Source organism: Pollutimonas bauzanensis (assembly GCF_900129885.1).
GTDB lineage: Bacteria > Pseudomonadota > Gammaproteobacteria > Burkholderiales > Burkholderiaceae_B > Pollutimonas > Pollutimonas bauzanensis.
Genome location: NZ_FQXE01000016.1, coordinates 41,066 through 56,469, shown reverse-complemented (window position 1 = coordinate 56,469; position 15,404 = coordinate 41,066). Strand labels below are relative to the sequence as shown.

At 62.8% G+C, this 15,404-nt stretch carries 18 protein-coding genes; 1 reads left to right on the top strand and 17 read right to left on the bottom strand.

The annotated features are described in order from the left end of the window. Window positions 1-7: 7 nt before the first annotated feature. Window positions 8-709, top strand: coding sequence for a 4'-phosphopantetheinyl transferase family protein (locus tag BUB23_RS22120; protein WP_073108073.1), 702 nt, complete (start codon window positions 8-10; stop codon window positions 707-709). A gap of 482 nt (window positions 710-1,191) precedes the next feature. On the opposite strand, the gene BUB23_RS22115 is transcribed toward BUB23_RS22120, so the two are convergent. The 17 genes from BUB23_RS22115 to urtA form a co-directional block, all read right to left on the bottom strand. Continuing rightward, complete coding sequence (locus tag BUB23_RS22115) at window positions 1,192-1,377, bottom strand: hypothetical protein (protein WP_073108070.1); 186 nt, start codon at window positions 1,375-1,377, stop codon at window positions 1,192-1,194. Window positions 1,378-1,390: 13 nt separating this feature from the next. Then, the gene (locus BUB23_RS22110; RefSeq protein ID WP_245801352.1) at window positions 1,391-1,867 is read right to left on the bottom strand and encodes a copper chaperone PCu(A)C; all 477 of its coding nucleotides are present in this window, start codon (window positions 1,865-1,867) and stop codon (window positions 1,391-1,393) included. A 23-nt stretch (window positions 1,868-1,890) separates the two neighbouring features. Next, on the bottom strand, window positions 1,891-2,493 hold the full coding sequence (locus tag BUB23_RS22105) for an SCO family protein (RefSeq protein ID WP_073108238.1): 603 nt from the start codon (window positions 2,491-2,493) through the stop codon (window positions 1,891-1,893). Between the two features lie 195 nt (window positions 2,494-2,688). Continuing rightward, on the bottom strand, window positions 2,689-3,117 hold the full coding sequence (locus BUB23_RS27100; protein WP_178372379.1) for a hypothetical protein: 429 nt from the start codon (window positions 3,115-3,117) through the stop codon (window positions 2,689-2,691). A 511-nt stretch (window positions 3,118-3,628) separates the two neighbouring features. After that, window positions 3,629-4,318 carry an urease accessory protein UreG gene (ureG, locus tag BUB23_RS22095; protein WP_073108067.1) on the bottom strand — a complete coding sequence of 230 codons (690 nt, stop codon included), beginning with the start codon at window positions 4,316-4,318 and terminating at the stop codon, window positions 3,629-3,631. A 10-nt stretch (window positions 4,319-4,328) separates the two neighbouring features. Then, window positions 4,329-5,018: an urease accessory protein UreF gene (locus tag BUB23_RS22090; RefSeq protein WP_073108064.1), complete on the bottom strand. Its 690-nt coding sequence runs from the start codon at window positions 5,016-5,018 to the stop codon at window positions 4,329-4,331. A gap of 8 nt (window positions 5,019-5,026) precedes the next feature. After that, on the bottom strand, window positions 5,027-5,776 hold the full coding sequence (ureE, locus tag BUB23_RS22085) for an urease accessory protein UreE (RefSeq protein ID WP_342743867.1): 750 nt from the start codon (window positions 5,774-5,776) through the stop codon (window positions 5,027-5,029). 8 nt (window positions 5,777-5,784) lie between these two features. Continuing rightward, window positions 5,785-7,500: an urease subunit alpha gene (gene ureC, locus BUB23_RS22080; RefSeq protein WP_143161092.1), complete on the bottom strand. Its 1,716-nt coding sequence runs from the start codon at window positions 7,498-7,500 to the stop codon at window positions 5,785-5,787. Continuing rightward, a complete protein-coding gene (locus tag BUB23_RS22075; protein ID WP_073108235.1) occupies window positions 7,500-7,805 on the bottom strand; it encodes an urease subunit beta in 306 nt (101 codons plus the stop codon). Before BUB23_RS22075 ends, ureC begins: the two co-directional genes overlap by 1 nt. A 42-nt stretch (window positions 7,806-7,847) precedes the next feature. Beyond that, window positions 7,848-8,468, bottom strand: a complete 621-nt coding sequence (locus BUB23_RS22070; protein WP_073108056.1) for a HupE/UreJ family protein — start codon at window positions 8,466-8,468, stop codon at window positions 7,848-7,850. A gap of 53 nt (window positions 8,469-8,521) precedes the next feature. Then, window positions 8,522-8,824, bottom strand: a complete 303-nt coding sequence (locus tag BUB23_RS22065) for an urease subunit gamma (RefSeq protein WP_073108053.1) — start codon at window positions 8,822-8,824, stop codon at window positions 8,522-8,524. A gap of 21 nt (window positions 8,825-8,845) precedes the next feature. Continuing rightward, entirely contained in the window at window positions 8,846-9,700 is an 855-nt protein-coding gene (locus BUB23_RS22060) for an urease accessory protein UreD (RefSeq protein ID WP_073108050.1), read from the bottom strand. Between the two features lie 6 nt (window positions 9,701-9,706). After that, a complete protein-coding gene (gene urtE, locus BUB23_RS22055) occupies window positions 9,707-10,405 on the bottom strand; it encodes an urea ABC transporter ATP-binding subunit UrtE (protein WP_073108047.1) in 699 nt (232 codons plus the stop codon). A 1-nt stretch (window position 10,406) separates the two neighbouring features. Further along, complete coding sequence (gene urtD, locus BUB23_RS22050; protein ID WP_143161094.1) at window positions 10,407-11,213, bottom strand: urea ABC transporter ATP-binding protein UrtD; 807 nt, start codon at window positions 11,211-11,213, stop codon at window positions 10,407-10,409. 47 nt (window positions 11,214-11,260) lie between these two features. Continuing rightward, complete coding sequence (gene urtC, locus BUB23_RS22045; RefSeq protein WP_073108041.1) at window positions 11,261-12,397, bottom strand: urea ABC transporter permease subunit UrtC; 1,137 nt, start codon at window positions 12,395-12,397, stop codon at window positions 11,261-11,263. Next, a complete protein-coding gene (gene urtB, locus BUB23_RS22040; RefSeq protein WP_084136194.1) occupies window positions 12,394-14,031 on the bottom strand; it encodes an urea ABC transporter permease subunit UrtB in 1,638 nt (545 codons plus the stop codon). The genes urtC and urtB overlap by 4 nt, the downstream gene beginning before the upstream one ends. Before the next feature lie 15 nt (window positions 14,032-14,046). Beyond that, on the bottom strand, window positions 14,047-15,297 hold the full coding sequence (gene urtA, locus BUB23_RS22035; RefSeq protein ID WP_073108039.1) for an urea ABC transporter substrate-binding protein: 1,251 nt from the start codon (window positions 15,295-15,297) through the stop codon (window positions 14,047-14,049). Between the last annotated feature and the right edge of the window lie 107 nt (window positions 15,298-15,404).

The window sequence follows — 15,404 nt, the reverse complement described above, 5'->3', positions numbered from 1 at the left end:
GGATTCTATGGATGTGTGGATTGACGACGTTTCAACATTGTTGGTTTTGCCGCAGGATGTGATGCTGTCGGGCGTTTCAATTTCGGCAGTCCGCCGCGTCATGGATGAGTCTTTGTTTTCTGATCCAGGCTTACTGTACGCGACCAGGGATATGAGTGGCAATCGCCGTGCCGAGTTCATGGCGGGCCGAATCTGCGCCGCCCGGTCTTTGCGCAAGATGGGAGTGGTTGCGGCGTTTCCCTTGCCTGGGCGGAATCGGCAGCCAGTTTGGCCAACCGGTGTGTTAGGCAGTATCAGTCACTGTTCTACCACGGCGGTGGCAGTAGCGACGGCACAATCCAGATACTGTGCATTGGGTGTAGATGTGGAGCCATTGATCGGCCCTGCCATTGCACAGCAGATACAGAGGAGCATTTGTCGGGATGAAGAGTTGATTGGCCTCGAAAGATCGGTGCCAGGTAGGAAGCTCGCATTGACTCTGCTCTTCTCAGCGAAGGAGGCACTGTTTAAGGCGCTATTTCCGCAGGTTGGCGGGTTCAAGGATTTTTACGCTGCTGAGTTTTTTGCTTGCGAAGCCAGATCCTTGGTGCTGCGCTTGACGCAAGACTGGAATTCTCAGTGGTTGGCGGGAAAAAAAGTAAAGGTTCGGTATGCATGGCGGGGTGAAGACGTGTTTTCTGCTGTTTACTTGTCGCGAACCGGCAATTAAGCGCTTTACTTCCGGTCAATTGGGGACGAGGCGCTTTGAAGCGGGACGTCACGTTCATTGGATTCATTAACTTCGTGCTCCTCGTGGAGGGGCTGCATTTGTGTTAACACGCCGTAGTCCGACATTGGAGGTGCGCCGATATGAGCCAAATGAGACCGGCTTGGCGTTAAGAGTGCGAAACGCCGGTGGCGCGAAGGCGCATCATTGGGCGTTAGTTCCAAAATTGACGAAGTAAGCTGCCGAGCCCGCGCGGTAAGCTCGGACCCGTCCGGCTGGCAGCAAAAAACGCGCCAGCGCACCGCCGTGCTAAGCGGGTAACGGCCAGATCCGCCTTCCCGCTTTCCGCATACTGATCAGTAGGCCACGGCAGGCAGAAGCATCACTGTGGGGCATCTGCGCCGTTCATCTGAATGTTTTGACCAAACGAGGCAAACTTCTCCCGGGTTTCCCGCGGCAATTTCGCCTCGGCAGCGTTGACCGCGTCAACCAAACGGCGCGCCGTGGGCTAGCCCTCCTATCGCAATAATCGCCAGCAGCGCGAAAGCGCGCAACGCCTTGATCGCGCCGAGAAGCAGTCCTTGGCCTTGTCTAAGCGGGTTCGCGTGCATGAATAAGCATGCGAGCATGGCGGCGAGCACGAGCGCCAGGCATTGAAAAAGATGGTTCATTGCTGCTCCTGATTCATGGTTTACGGCTTTGATGGCCGTGGCCCGTCGAATTGCTAGCCAATGGACGAGCGGGGGCCTCAATATTGATGGTCTCGCGCTTGCCGTCAGCGCCTTCAAAGGTCAGCGCCAGCGGGATATGGTCGCCTTCGCGCACTTGTTGATTGAGGTCGATCAGCATGATGTGATAACTGCCAGGCTTGAGTTCGACCTGCTGTCCGGCGGCTAGCGAAATCCCGGAAATCTGACGCATTTTCATGACGTCATTTTCCATGGCCATTTCGTGAATCTCGACGTGTTTGGCAACAGGAGAGTCGGCTTGCACCAGAGTGGTGTCGGCCTTTGAGGAAAGGCGCATAAAAGCGCCGGTCGCGTTCTGCTGCTCAACGGTGGCGCGGACCCAGGGTTCTTCGACGGTCACCTGTGCCTGAGCGGCTGCGGCAATGCAAAGCGCGCAGACGGCGATTCCCGCCTGCATCAATATCTTCGACATAGTGTTCTCCTATGAATGCATCATCAATCGAGGGCTAAAATTTGACGGATATCCTCTGCGTATTCCTGGGCCGTCAGGGAATGACGCAAGCCCAGGCGTAGGCGGCCATCCCGGTCATACACATAGGTCATGGCGGTGTGATCCATGGTGTAGGACGAGCCGGTAGGCACTTTTTGATAGAAGACTTTGAAGTCACGGGCGGTTTTTGCCGTTTGTTCAAGATCGCCATACAGGCCAAGAAAACTCGGGTCGAATGCCGTGACATAGGCATCGAGCACCTCAGGCGTATCGCGCTCCGGGTCAACGGTGATAAACAGAGTCTGCAGCCGTTCACCGTCCTCGCCGAGCAGTTTCTTGACTTCGGCTGCGCGAAACAGGGCTGTTGGGCACACGTCTGGGCATTGGGTAAAGCCAAAGAAAATCAATACAGCCTTGCCCTTGAAATCGGAAAGACGGTGTTGCCGGCCGTCCGTGCCTGTCAATAGAAAGTCACGGCCAATATCGGTATCTGCCATGTCTATACCATGGATGTCACTCAGTTCCTTCGAGCGTGAGCACCCATAAAGGGAGGCGCTTGCGGCTAGCGCGAAGAAGAAAAAATGCCGCCGACTCATAGAGCGTTTCATCGTAGGCTCCTGTTGAAGCATTGAATTACCATTTGATCTGCACGCCGCCATAAACCGCGATACCGGTTTCGTTATGCAAGGGCTGCACGGCGCAGCGGCGACGCTGGTGCGAACACGGAAAATAGACATGAAAAGAACCTCGGGATGCAGATCGTCGTACCCATGGTCGATACGAGAACGACCACACACGAAAAATCAACCGAGGTTTGAAGGGGGAGCGCGCGAGCCTAGCGGCGGCCCCAAAGCGGGTAGCGGCGGCAGCGTCTGGTTGTGATGCAATAACGCCGCAGGACGCTGCGATATCATCCCCAACAGCATAGAGGCGGGCTGGCCAGGCATTACCGCCTGCGACACCGCCAGACCAAAGGGACAATCCTGGCTGCCGGCGTGCTCATCCGAAGAGGACTGCTCCGGCCGGCCTGTCAAATCCAGGGAGGATGTGCTGGCGCCGCTGCCTGCGGTGCAAAAGGTGATCGCATGCTTATCGCCGCGCCCGCCGGAAAGATCCGGCATGTAGCCCATCGGAATGACCGACCGGCACAGAAACGACATGACGGTCAGACAAAATAAAATCTGCCGGACCGCCATACCTTTGCGCCAGGTCATTTTTTGAAGTGCGGACATGTGTCAAAGTATATTGCAAATGTGATTCCATTCCATCCTGAACATGGCCGTATTCAAGGGAAGGTTTGCGTTTGCGCAAACCGAGCAGCGGAGCACCATGGGCTTCCAGAAACTTGAAATCCAGTCGCGCTGGGTTGGCCGCTTTGGCTGGGCGCCATTGGACGGGACTGGCCGCAGTTGCGGCCAACGCGATCGCCATGAGCATGTTGCTCGGGATGAACGATTTGGCGGTGCAGCCACTCCGGCATGCTGTTGTTATTTTCGGGATTTTGCCCTTGGGCAGCATCCGTGCTCCGTAGAACAATTCCGCGCGTGTCACCGTGGTGCTGAACAGTACCGAGCGAGGCTGCGCCGCCAGCCAGGACAGGGGGCTCTCATTCGGCGCCGGGCGCAGGATTTCGGACAACACGTTAGTCAATGACTAATGGGAAATCGAGATTCGGCCCGACGGTGAAGCCAGCAGCATAGCGGCTGGTTCTGGCCCGGGCCACCAGGCTTGTCGTGCGCACGGCTAGGTGGATGGTGCGCCGTGGCTGTCAGATCCGGCTACGCCCAGCAAGCCCTGGCTTTCGATAAAGGCAATAACCTCGTCCAGGCCCACGCCGTTCTTTATGGTGCCCATGACAAACGGCCGGTTGCCGCGCATGCGCCGGGTGTCCTGCTCCATGACTTCGAGCGACGCGCCGACATAAGGCGCCAGGTCGGTCTTGTTGATGATCAGCAGGTCGGATTTGGTGATGCCCGGGCCGCCCTTGCGGGGAATTTTCTCGCCGCCTGCGACGTCGATGACATACAGCGTCAAGTCCGAAAGCTCGGGGCTGAAGGTGGCGGCGAGGTTGTCGCCGCCGGATTCCACGAAAACGATGTCGGCGTCGGGAAACTTGTTCAGCATCCGGTCTATGGCCTCCAGGTTGATGGAGGCATCCTCGCGGATCGCGGTGTGCGGGCATCCGCCGGTTTCGACGCCCATGATGCGCTCGGCCGGCAGGGCGCCGGAAATCGTCAGCAAACGCTGGTCTTCCTTGGTGTAGATGTCGTTGGTGATGGCGATCAGCTCGTATTTTGCCGACATTTTCTTGCACAGCATTTCGAGCAGGGTGGTCTTGCCCGATCCGACCGGGCCTCCCACGCCCACGCGCAGGACGGGCAGCGGCTTGCTGCGCAGGTGCGACGGGGAACTGTATTTCAGGTGCTTGGTCATGAGAGGGCCTTCAGGAGCGGAATAGACGGGAATATTGGGTTTCGTGGCGGGACGACAAGATGGCGAATTGCGGCGCCAGGGTGTGGATGCGCGGCGGGCGCTGCGCCGCCCGGCTGAACGCTTCGTCGCACACGGTCGATATATTGGGGCGCAACTGGTTCAGGATGCGCTGGGCGGCCATTTGGCCCAGGGGCACGGTTTTGATGGCCGCCATGACCTGGTTTTCCAGCCAGGTGAACAGGTAGGCCGCCAGGCCGGGGCTTCTGGCTATGCCCAGGGCATAGGCGGCATAGGCATGCGCGGCGGGCAGGGTGACCGTGGCCTGTCCAAGCAGATAGCGGCGCGCGCCGGCGTCGCCCCAGTCCAGGTCGGTCGCCAGTTTCACCAGCGACCAGCCCATTTGCTCGGTTTCCTGGCGTATTTCCTGGGTTTCGCGCGATGCGTGGAACCAGCTGTTCCAATAGTCCAGCTGTTCCCAGTCGCCGCCGGCCCAGCCGTCGAACAGCAAGGCCCATATGGGCGCTTCGCATTGCGCGACCACCAGTTCCAGCTGCTGCCGGATCCACAGGCAGGCGCTGGCCTCGCCGTCGACGAGCCCGCGCTCCACGGCCGCTTCAAAGCCTTGGGAATAGCTATAGCCGCCTATGGGCAGGGCCGGCGACGACAGCTGCAGCAGCGCGGTCAATTGGCGGGTGTCCACGCGCCCGCCTAGCCGCGCGGAGGCTTGCGGCGACGTTCAGCGGACGCGCCGCCGACGTGCTCGCCGTCATGGCCGTGGCTGTGATCGTCGTCATGGCCGTGACCGTGATCGTGCTCATGTTGACGCTGATGTTCGTGACTGTGATCGTGATCGTGATCGTGGCCAGGGTCGTGATCCGGGCCATGTCCATGATCATGGTCTTGAGGGTGCTCTTGATGATCCTGGCCGCCCGCATGCTCGCCGGGCCCTTCGTGCGCGGCATAGGCGGCCTGGGCCAGGGCGTAGTCTTCGGCGAAGCTCGCGTCATGGCCGTGCTTGTGGCCGCCGCCGTAGGCGCCCGCATCGGGCTCGAACCGCGCTTTCACTTCGCTGACCGTGACGCCGCCCAGTTGCCGCAGCATGTCGACCAGGACGGCATCATGCTCCAGCTGCAGGTAGTCCGGCCCGACCTCGACCAGGATATGGCGGTTGCCCAAGTGGTAGGCGGCGCGAGCGAGCTGCTGCGGGACCTGCGCGGTGACCTTCAGGACGGATTCGATCGCGGCCTGGACCACGATGAGCCCGCCGTCGTCGGCCATCAGCACGTCGCCATGCCGCAGGACGGCGCCCTGGTTCAGGGCCAGGCCCACCGGCTCGCCGTTGTCCAGCTCGATTTTCTGGCGGCTGCGCCGCCGCGACTCGAAAGGCAGGACGGCCTTGGGGGCGTTGCGGATCAATGCCTGAGCCAGGCCGGCGCCGCGCAGCTGCTTCTTGATCATGCGCATGGCTAGAATAAAAAGTAACGTTGCGCCATGGGCAGGATGCTGGCGGGTTCGCAGCTCAACAGCTTGCCGTCGGCCATGACCCGGTAGGTCTGCGGGTCGACGGTAATATGCGGCAGCCAGTCATTGCGCACCATGTCTTTCTTGCCTATGCCGCGGCAGCCGTGAACCGCCGCCAGGGTCTTGGTCAGCCCCAGTCCATGCACCGCGGGGTTGTCCAGGCCGGCTTGCGACAGAAAGGTCAGCGAGGTCCTGACGGCCTTGCCGAAACTGCCGAACATGGGACGGAAATGCACCGGCTGCGGGGTGGAAATCGAGGCGCCCGGGTCGCCCATGCTGGCGGCGGCTATCATGCCGCCCTTGAGCACCATATGGGCCTTGACGCCGAAGAAGGCGGGGCGCCACAGGACGATGTCGGCCAGCTTGCCGACTTCGATGGAACCCACCTTGTGGCCGATGCCGTGGGCCAGGGCCGGGTTGATGGTGTACTTGGCGATGTAGCGTTTGATGCGCTGGTTGTCGGCGCGGGCGCTGTCGCCTTCCAGGGCGCCTCGCTGCGCCTTCATCTTGTCGGCCGTCTGCCAGGTGCGCAACACCACCTCGCCGATGCGCCCCATGGCCTGCGAGTCCGAGCTCATGATGGAAAAGCCGCCAAGATCGTGGAGCACGTCTTCCGCCGCAATGGTCTCGCGCCGGATGCGGCTTTCCGCGAAGGCGACATCTTCGGCGATCGACGGATCCAGGTGATGGCACACCATCAGCATGTCCAGGTGCTCGTCTATGGTGTTGGCGGTGAACGGCATGGTGGGGTTGGTGGATGCCGGCAGCACATTGGGCATGCCGGCGGCGCGGATGATATCGGGGGCATGGCCGCCGCCGGCGCCTTCGGTATGGAAGGAATGGATGGTACGGCCCTTGAAGGCCTTGAAGGTATCTTCGACGAAGCCCGACTCATTCAGCGTGTCGCTGTGGATGGCCACCTGCACGTCGGTTTGTTCCGCGACGCTCAGGCAAGTGTCGATGGCCGCGGGCGTGGTGCCCCAGTCTTCATGCAGCTTCAGGCCTATGGCTCCCGCCCGGACCTGTTCGAACAGCGGCTCCTGCCGGCTGGCGTTGCCCTTGCCCAGCAGGCCGATATTCATGGGGAAGGCGTCCAGCGCCGCAAGCATGGAATGAATATGCCAGGGCCCCGGCGTGCAGGTGGTGGCCAGCGTGCCCGTGGCCGGGCCGGTGCCCCCGCCTATCATGGTGGTGATGCCGCTGGCCAGCGCTTCGTCGATCTGCTGCGGGCAGATGAAGTGGATATGGGAATCGATGGCGCCGGCCGTGACTATCATGCCTTCGCCGGCGATGACTTCCGTGGCCGGGCCCACCACGATCGTGATTCCGGGCTGGATGTCGGGGTTGCCGGCCTTGCCTATGCCCGAAATCAGGCCGTTCTTGATGCCTATGTCGGCCTTGACGATGCCGGTGACGGCGTCGATGATCAGCGCGTTGGTGATGACGGTATCGATGCAATCGGCGCTCGAGCGCTGGCTTTGCCCCATGCCGTCGCGTATCACCTTGCCGCCGCCGAACTTTATTTCCTCGCCGAATATCGTGTGGTCCTTTTCCACTTCAGCCAGCAATTGCGTGTCGGCGAGGCGGATGCGGTCGCCCACGCCATTGACGATGGTCGGGCCGAACATTTCGGTGTAGGCGCGTCGTGAAATGGCTACCATCACAGCGCTCCCATGACGTCGCCGTTGAAGCCGTATACCTTGCGCTCGCCGGCCAGTTCCACCAGTTCGACACTGCGCTTCTGGCCGGGTTCGAAGCGCACGGCCGTGCCGGCGGCGATGTTCAGCCGGCAGCCGCGGGCCAGCCCGCGGTCGAATTCCAGGCCGGAATTCACTTCGGCGAAATGGTAGTGCGAGCCGACCTGCACGGGCCGGTCGCCGGTGTTGACGACGTCGACCACGCAAGTGGCGCGCGCGGCGTTCAGTTCGATGTCGCCGGCTTCGGCAAGGATTTCACCAGGTATCATTTTGCGTATTCCCAAGAGTGCGCAGGCAATGGACGCCCGCTTTCAGGCCGCGCCGGCGAACAGCGCGACGCCGTAGGCGGCTATGCCGGCGCCGGCCAGGCGCGCCAGCCACGGAGCGCGGTGTTTCAGCGCGAAGCCGCCGGCCAGGCCGATGAGGTGCAGGGCCAGCGTGCTGAGCATGAAGCCGGCGATGAAGGCGGCCGCGCTGTGGCCCGCCGGCAATTCGGCGCCGTGCGCCGCGCCGTGGAACAGGGCGAAGAAACCCACCAGCGCGGCGCCCATCCAGCCGGGCATGGCGATGCGGCTGGCCAGCAAAAGCCCCAGCACCAGCAAGGACGCCATGATGAAGGGCTCGACCGCCGGCGGGCCGAACCCGGCGATGCCGGCCAGCGCGCCAAGCAGCAACAGGCACAGGAAACTGGCGGGGGTCCGGATGGCCTGCCGGATGTCTGCATGGGACAGGGCGGCCCACATGCCCACCGCCAGCATGGCGAGCAAGTGATCGGCGCCGGTCAGCGGGTGGAGCAGGCCGGCGGCGAACATGCCGCCCGACAGTCCTTGTTCATGGCCGGGATGGGCCAGCGCCGCCGCCGAAACCAGGGCGAGCCCCGCCGCGGCGCAGGCGCGGATGCCGATGGTGCGAAGTAGGGATGGAGTGGACATATGCAATTCCCGATAAAGAGTGGCTGGCCGCCGGCGCGCGGCGGGCGCGGCGCTTAAATGATGGGGTGGTGAACGGTAATCAGCTTGGTGCCGTCGGGGAAGGTGGCCTCCACCTGGATATCGGCGATCATCTCCGCTATTCCCTCCATGACATCGTCGCGCCCCAGTATGGTGGTGCCGTAGTGCATGAGGTCGGCGACGCTGCGGCCATCGCGCGCGCCCTCCATCAATGCCGCCGTGATCAATGCGATGGCTTCCGGATAATTCAATTTGACGCCGCGCGCCTTGCGCCGCTCCGCCAGCAAGGCCGCCGTGAATATCAGCAGCTTGTCTTTTTCGCGGGGAGTGAGGTCCATAGTGTGATTCCTTGAAAGACGTCAGGTATTCCAAAGGCGCAGGCGCGCGCCTTGCGTATCCAGCAGCAGCGGCCGCAGGCGCATCCAGAGCGCTATCAGCACGCGCTTCACATCCTGCACATGCATCCCCAGGAGGCGGATCAGGCTGAGCCCTTGTTCCTTGTCCTGCGGCATGTGGGTGAGTCCGGCGCGCAGGCTGTCGTGCCAGGGCAATTCTTGTGCCAGGCCCTCGGTTTGTTCGGGGCTCAGGCGCGGCCCGAAAGCCCACAGCGTGGCCATCACGGGGAAACCCGCCAGGCCATTGGCGCTATGGCGCAAGGCGCCGTCGGCGCATAGTTCGCCGGCGTCCAGCCACATCGGGCGGCCGTCCAGGGTAAGCAGGGTGTCGAGCCGCAGCCGCCCCTGCGCCCAGTGCCCGGCCTTGCCTATGCTGCCCAATTGGGTGATGTCCCAGCCTATGGCGCTGGCGCCGGTTTGCATATCCAGTTGGGTGCCCGCCGCCGCATCGGCCTGCTCGAAGAAGATGTTTTCCTGCGGCAGCCAGTCCAGGCGCGCGCCGGCGGCCAGACGGATGTGCACCCGCTGCGCCGCATGCCGGCCATTGGCCTTGTACCAGCGCGTGGCGCCCGGCGTGCTCAACAATGCGTGGGCGCCGGGCTGCACATCGACATCGATGGCCAGGATGTCGCCGCCCGCGATGCCCGAGGGCGGATGCAGGATGGTGACGTGGCAGACCCCCGGCCCTTCGGGATACAGGGCTTTCTGCACCAGCAAAGGGCCTTCATGCCTGCGTTCCGAGAGCACGGTCTTGTGCGGGCCCTGGCGCGAGAACGAAAGCGCCAGCCTGGCGTGCCATTCATCGGTGAGCGCGGTCATGGCGGTCTACACCGACAAATGCCGGCGCACGTCGTCGCCGCCGATTTGCGACTTGTCGCCGGCGGCCACGACCTCGCCGCGCGAGAGCACCACGAACTGATCGGCCAGTTCGCGGGCGAAATCGAAGTACTGCTCGCAGAGCAGGATGCCGATGTCGCCGCGCTCGCGCAGCAGGCGGATCACCTTGGCGATATCCTTGATGATGGATGGCTGTATCCCTTCGGTGGGCTCGTCCAGGATCACCAGCCTGGGTTCCGCGACCAGGGCCCGCGCGATGGCCAGCTGCTGCTGCTGGCCGCCGGAAAGGTCGCCGCCGCGGCGCGCCAGCATGGTCCGCAGCACCGGAAACAGCTCGAAGATCTCGCCCTTGATGCGCCGGGCGCTGGCCGCCGGCTTGGCCGCCATGCCCATCAGGATGTTCTCTTCGACGGTAAGCCGGGCGAAGATGTCGCGCCCCTGCGGGACATAGGCAATGCCGCGCGCGGCGCGCTCATGCGGCGCCAGCCGGCTGATGTCCACGCCATCGAAGCGGACGCTGCCCGAGGCGATCGGCAGCACTCCCATCAGGCACTTCAATAGCGTGGTCTTGCCGACGCCATTGCGGCCCAGCAGCGCCAGGCATTCGCCCCGCTTCAGGGCCAGGGACACGCCCCGCAAGGTATGGCTGCCGCCATAGTATTGATTGACAGCTTGTACATCCAGCATCTCAGCGCCCCAGGTAAACTTCGATTACGCGCTGGTCGGCCTGCACCTGCGCCATGGTGCCTTCGGCCAGCACCGATCCTTCGTGCAATACCGTCACTTTGCCCGCGCCGGCAATGCTGGCGACAAAGTCCATGTCGTGTTCCACCACCATCAGCGAATGGCGTCCCTTCAATTCATTGAGCAGTTCGCCGGTGCGCTCGGTTTCGGCGTCGGTCATGCCCGCCACGGGCTCGTCGAGCAGCAGCAATTGCGGTTCCTGCATCAGCAGCATGCCTATTTCCAGCCATTGCTTCTGCCCGTGGGACAGCAAGCCGGCGGGGCGCCAGACTTCATGTTTCAAGCGTATCAGCTCGAGCGTCGAGTCTATGGCGTCGGCCTGTTCGCCGGTCAGCCTGGCGAACAGCGTGGGCTTGACCCGCTTGTCAGCTTTCATGGCCAATTCGAGGTTTTCAAAAACGCTGTGGTTCTCGAAAACCGTGGGCCTCTGGAATTTCCTGCCTATGCCGGCATGCGCGATTTCGGTTTCGCCAAGCTTGGTCAGATCGATGTTCTGGCCGAAGAAGGCCGTGCCGGACGTGGGCGCGGTCTTGCCGGTGATCACATCCATCATCGTCGTCTTGCCCGCGCCGTTCGGGCCGATGACGCAGCGCAGCTCGCCCACACCGATGTCCAGGCTCAGATTGTTCAGCGCCTTGAAGCCGTCGAAGCTTACCGTTATGCCCTCCAGGTACAGAATGACGCCGTGGCGGGTGTCGACGCCGGGGCTGGCCACGCGGCCATACGGGGCATCGCTGCCCGAGTCCGCCATCAGCAGCGCCGCCTGGAGTTCCTGCAGTTGTCGCGCGCGCGAAGGCTTCATGGTGTTTTCCTTGCGTAGCGGCGCGACGCCAGCTGGCGCAGCAGCCCGACTATGCCCTGAGGCAGGAATAGCGTGGTCAGCACGAAAATCAGGCCCAGCGCATACAGCCAGAACTCGGGCAGGACGCTGGTGAACCAGGTCTTGAGGCCATTGACGGCGCCGGCGCCGACTATCGGGCCGATCAGCGTGCCGCGGCCGCCGGTGGCGACCCAGATCACCATTTCTATGGAGGTTTCGGTAGACATTTCGCCGGGATTGATGATCCCCACTTGAGGAACGTACAGCGCGCCCGCAATGCCGCACATGACCGCCGACAGCGTCCACACAAACAGCTTGAAGCCCAGCGGGTCGTAGCCTATGAAGCGCAGGCGGCTTTCGGAATCGCGCAGCGCCGTCAGCACGCGCCCCAGCTTGGACTGCGTGACGGCGCGCGCGGCGACCAGCGCCGCCGCCAGCGCGGCCAGCGTGGTCCAGTAGAGCGCGGCGCGGGTGTCCGGCGCGGTGATGTCGAAGCCCAGTATCCGCTTGAAGTCGGTAAAGCCGTTGTTGCCGCCGAAGCCCGTGTCGTTGCGGAAGAAAAGCAGCATGGCGGCGAACGTCATGGCCTGGGTGATGATGGAAAAATACACGCCCTTGATGCGCGAGCGGAAGGCGAAATAGCCGAAAATGAATGCCAGCGCGCCAGGCACCAGCACCACCAGCAGCATCGCATAGAGGAAGTGATCGGTGAACGCCCAGTACCAGGGGTATTCCTTCCAGTCGAGGAACACCATGAAATCCGGCAAATGGCTTTGATACACGCCGTCGCGGCCTATGGCGCGCATCAGATACATGCCATGGGCATAACCGCCGAGGGCAAAGAAAACCCCATGGCCCAGCGACAGGATGCCGGCATAGCCCCACACCAGGTCCAGCGCCAGCGCGGCCATGGCGTAGCACATGAATTTGCCCAGCAGCGCGACCGTATAGGACGAAACATGCAGCGGGTGGCCGGGCGGCAGCGCCAGGTTCAGCAAGGGCAGCAAGGCCAGCACGGCGACCGCCGCCAGCAGGCCCGCCCACGCCTTGGGGGAAAACAGGCGCTGGCCGGGCTGCAGGCGGCCCGGCGCCGCCGGCGTATATGGGGCGCTCATTCGACGCTCCTGCCGCGCGGCGCAAAGAGCCCTTGCGGGCGTTTCTGAACGAATAGCACGATAAGCACCAGGATAGTGATTTTGGCCATGACGGCGCCCGCCCAGGGTTCGAGAAATTTGTTGATGCTGCCCAAGCCCATTGCGGCGATCACGGTCCCCGCCAACTGGCCCACGCCGCCCAGCACGACCACCATGAATGAATCCACGAGGTAGCCGCGCCCCAGGTCGGGTCCGACATTCCCCAGTTGGGACAGCGCCACGCCTCCCAGTCCGGCGATGCCCGAACCCAGGCCGAAAGCCAGCATGTCGATGCGGCCGGTCGGCACGCCCACGCAGTCGGCCATGCGGCGATTCTGCGTGATGGCGCGCACGAACAGGCCCAGGCGCGTGTGATTGAGCAGCAGCCACACAAAGAAAACCACCAGCAGGGCGAAGACGATGATGGCCAGGCGGTTGTAGCTCAGCACCAGCCCGCCCAGCAGCGTGACGCCGCCGGACATCCACGACGGGTTGCTGACCTCGACATTCTGGGCGCCGAATATCGTGCGCACGCCCTGCATCAGGATCAGGCTGATCCCCCAGGTGGCCAGCAGGGTCTCCAGCGGGCGGCCGTACAGCCATTGGATCACGGTGCGCTCCAGCGCCATGCCTACCGCGGCGGTGGCCAGGAAGGCCATGGGCAGCGCGGCAATCACGTACCAGTCTATCCAGGCCGGGGCGAACTGCCGGAACAACAGCTGCATCAGGTAAGTGACATAGGCGCCTATCATCAGCAATTCGCCATGCGCCATATTGATCACGCCCATCAGGCCGAAGGTGATGGCCAGGCCCAGCGCGGCCAGCAGCAGGACGCTGCCCAGGCTGACGCCATAGAACAGATTGCCCGCCCATTCGATCGTGCTCAGGTGGCGGTCGATGCGCTTGAGCGCCGCCGTGGCCGCGGCGCGCACCGCCTCGTCGGGCTCGGTGTAGGCGCCGCCGGCGTCCCTGGCCAGCATGCCGGCCAGGATGGGACGGAAGGCGCCGTTATTGGTGTTGCCGAGGGCCTCGGCCGCATGCTTGCGCAGCGCCGGGTCGGGGCTTTTCAGTTCCAGGCTGGCATGGGCGATTTCGAGCGCGGCGCGCACGTCCGGATTGGTTTCCTTGGCCAGGGCCTGCGCTATCAAGGCCACGGTCGAGGCATCGCCGCTTTGCTGCAGGCGTCTTGCCGCGGCCAGGCGCACTTGCGGATTTTCGGAAAATAGCTGCGATACGGCCAGCGCGCCGGTGATCGCGCGCCGCAGCCGGTTGTTGATGACTATGCTGTCGGCGTCCGCGGGAAGATCCAGCTGTTCGCCGGCGACGGGGTCCATCGCCCGCTTGTCGCCCAGCAGGATGAGAATGCGGCCGCCGGGCGTCGCGTACAGGTTTTCGCTGGCCAGCGCTTCCAGTATCTGCGCCGCCCTGGGGTGGGGCAGCTGGCCAAGCTGCGAGATAGCCTGCAGCTTGGCGCCGGTGTCGCCGTCCGCCAGGGGAGCGAGCAGGGCCGCATCGATATTCGCGGTTTCAGCCGCCAGCGCGCAGGGGGCGAGTGTCAGCATCAACATCACCAGGACGGCGCGGCGCCAGAAATTCAGGATTGCGGTCAGGCTCATGGCGGATTCATTCACTCAAAGGCCTTGCTTGCTTTCGTTGCCCGCGATATAGGGGCTCCAGGGCTGGGCGCGTATCGGGCCTTTGGTTTTCCACACCACATTGAACTGGCCATCGCCCTTGATTTCACCGATGTAGACCGGCTTGTGCAAGTGGTGGTTGGTCTTGTCCATCTGGATCGTGAAGCCGTCGGGAGCGGTGAAGGTCTGGCCGCCCATGGCGGCAATGACTTTGTCCACGTCGGTCGACTTGGCCTGCTCGACCGCCTGTTTCCACATATGGATGCCGATATAGGTGGCTTCCATGGGGTCGTTGGTCACCACCGTGGCGGCGTTGGGCAGGTTCTTGGCTTTGGCGTAAGCCTTCCATTTGTCGATGAAGGCCGCGTTGACGGGGTTCTTGATGGACTGGAAGTAGTTCCACGCGGCCAGGTGGCCCACCAGCGGCTTGGCGTCGACGCCGCGCAATTCCTCTTCGCCCACCGAAAACGCCACGACCGGGACGTCGGTGGCCTTGAGTCCCGCATTGCCCAGTTCTTTGTAAAAGGGCACGTTGGAATCGCCGTTGATGGTCGAGACCACCGCGGTCTTCCCGCCGGTCGAGAACTTCTTGATATTGGCGACTATGGTTTGATAGTCGGCATGGCCGAAGGGCGTGTAGACCTCCTCGATGTCGCTGTCCTTGACGCCCTTGGAGTGCAGGAAGGCGCGCAATATCTTGTTGGTGGTGCGCGGGTAGACGTAATCGGTGCCCAGCAGCACGAAGCGCCTGGCGCCGCCGCCGTCTTCGCTCATCAGGTATTCGACGGCGGGTATGGCCTGCTGGTTGGGAGCGGCCCCCGTGTAGAAGACGTTCTTTTCGAGTTCTTCGCCTTCATACTGGACAGGGTAGAACAGCAGGCCGTTGAGCTCCTTGAATACCGGCAATACCGACTTGCGCGAAACCGATGTCCAGGCGCCGAATACCACCGAGACCTTGTCCTGGGCCAGCAGCTGGCGCGCCTTTTCGGCGAACAAAGGCCAGTTCGACGCCGGATCGACGACCACCGGCTCCAGCTGTTTGCCCAGCACGCCGCCGCCGGCATTGATTTCCTCTATGGTCATCAAGGCCACATCTTTCAATGAGGTTTCGGAGATGGCCATCGTGCCGGAAAGCGAATGAAGAATGCCGACCTTGATCGTATCGGCGGCCAGCGCCTGCGGCATCCAGCCCGACATCGCCAATAGGCTCACAGCGGTCAGTTGTTTAAGAACCAGTCTACGTTTCATGATGACTCCAGAGGAAAGGAAAATATCGGCCCGGCCGGCCCGATCTACATGGACAGCACCATGGGCTATACGCAATAGCCGTGCCAACTTTCGGTCCGGTGCCGCCG

Excerpts from the sequence above, each read along its gene's own strand:
- BUB23_RS22120 (WP_073108073.1), top strand. The coding sequence starts at position 8 with ATGGATGTGTGGATTGACGACGTTTCAACATTGTTGGTTTTGCCGCAG.
- BUB23_RS22115 (WP_073108070.1), bottom strand. The coding sequence starts at position 1,377 with ATGAACCATCTTTTTCAATGCCTGGCGCTCGTGCTCGCCGCCATGCTC.
- BUB23_RS22110 (WP_245801352.1), bottom strand. The coding sequence starts at position 1,867 with ATGTCGAAGATATTGATGCAGGCGGGAATCGCCGTCTGCGCGCTTTGC.
- BUB23_RS22105 (WP_073108238.1), bottom strand. The coding sequence starts at position 2,493 with ATGAAACGCTCTATGAGTCGGCGGCATTTTTTCTTCTTCGCGCTAGCC.
- BUB23_RS27100 (WP_178372379.1), bottom strand. The coding sequence starts at position 3,117 with ATGTCCGCACTTCAAAAAATGACCTGGCGCAAAGGTATGGCGGTCCGG.
- ureG (WP_073108067.1), bottom strand. The coding sequence starts at position 4,318 with ATGACCAAGCACCTGAAATACAGTTCCCCGTCGCACCTGCGCAGCAAG.
- ureE (WP_342743867.1), bottom strand. The coding sequence starts at position 5,776 with ATGATCAAGAAGCAGCTGCGCGGCGCCGGCCTGGCTCAGGCATTGATC.
- ureC (WP_143161092.1), bottom strand. The coding sequence starts at position 7,500 with ATGGTAGCCATTTCACGACGCGCCTACACCGAAATGTTCGGCCCGACC.
- BUB23_RS22075 (WP_073108235.1), bottom strand. The coding sequence starts at position 7,805 with ATGATACCTGGTGAAATCCTTGCCGAAGCCGGCGACATCGAACTGAAC.
- BUB23_RS22070 (WP_073108056.1), bottom strand. The coding sequence starts at position 8,468 with ATGTCCACTCCATCCCTACTTCGCACCATCGGCATCCGCGCCTGCGCC.
- BUB23_RS22065 (WP_073108053.1), bottom strand. The coding sequence starts at position 8,824 with ATGGACCTCACTCCCCGCGAAAAAGACAAGCTGCTGATATTCACGGCG.
- BUB23_RS22060 (WP_073108050.1), bottom strand. The coding sequence starts at position 9,700 with ATGACCGCGCTCACCGATGAATGGCACGCCAGGCTGGCGCTTTCGTTC.
- urtE (WP_073108047.1), bottom strand. The coding sequence starts at position 10,405 with ATGCTGGATGTACAAGCTGTCAATCAATACTATGGCGGCAGCCATACC.
- urtD (WP_143161094.1), bottom strand. The coding sequence starts at position 11,213 with ATGGCGGACTCGGGCAGCGATGCCCCGTATGGCCGCGTGGCCAGCCCC.
- urtC (WP_073108041.1), bottom strand. The coding sequence starts at position 12,397 with ATGAGCGCCCCATATACGCCGGCGGCGCCGGGCCGCCTGCAGCCCGGC.
- urtB (WP_084136194.1), bottom strand. The coding sequence starts at position 14,031 with ATGAGCCTGACCGCAATCCTGAATTTCTGGCGCCGCGCCGTCCTGGTG.
- urtA (WP_073108039.1), bottom strand. The coding sequence starts at position 15,297 with ATGAAACGTAGACTGGTTCTTAAACAACTGACCGCTGTGAGCCTATTG.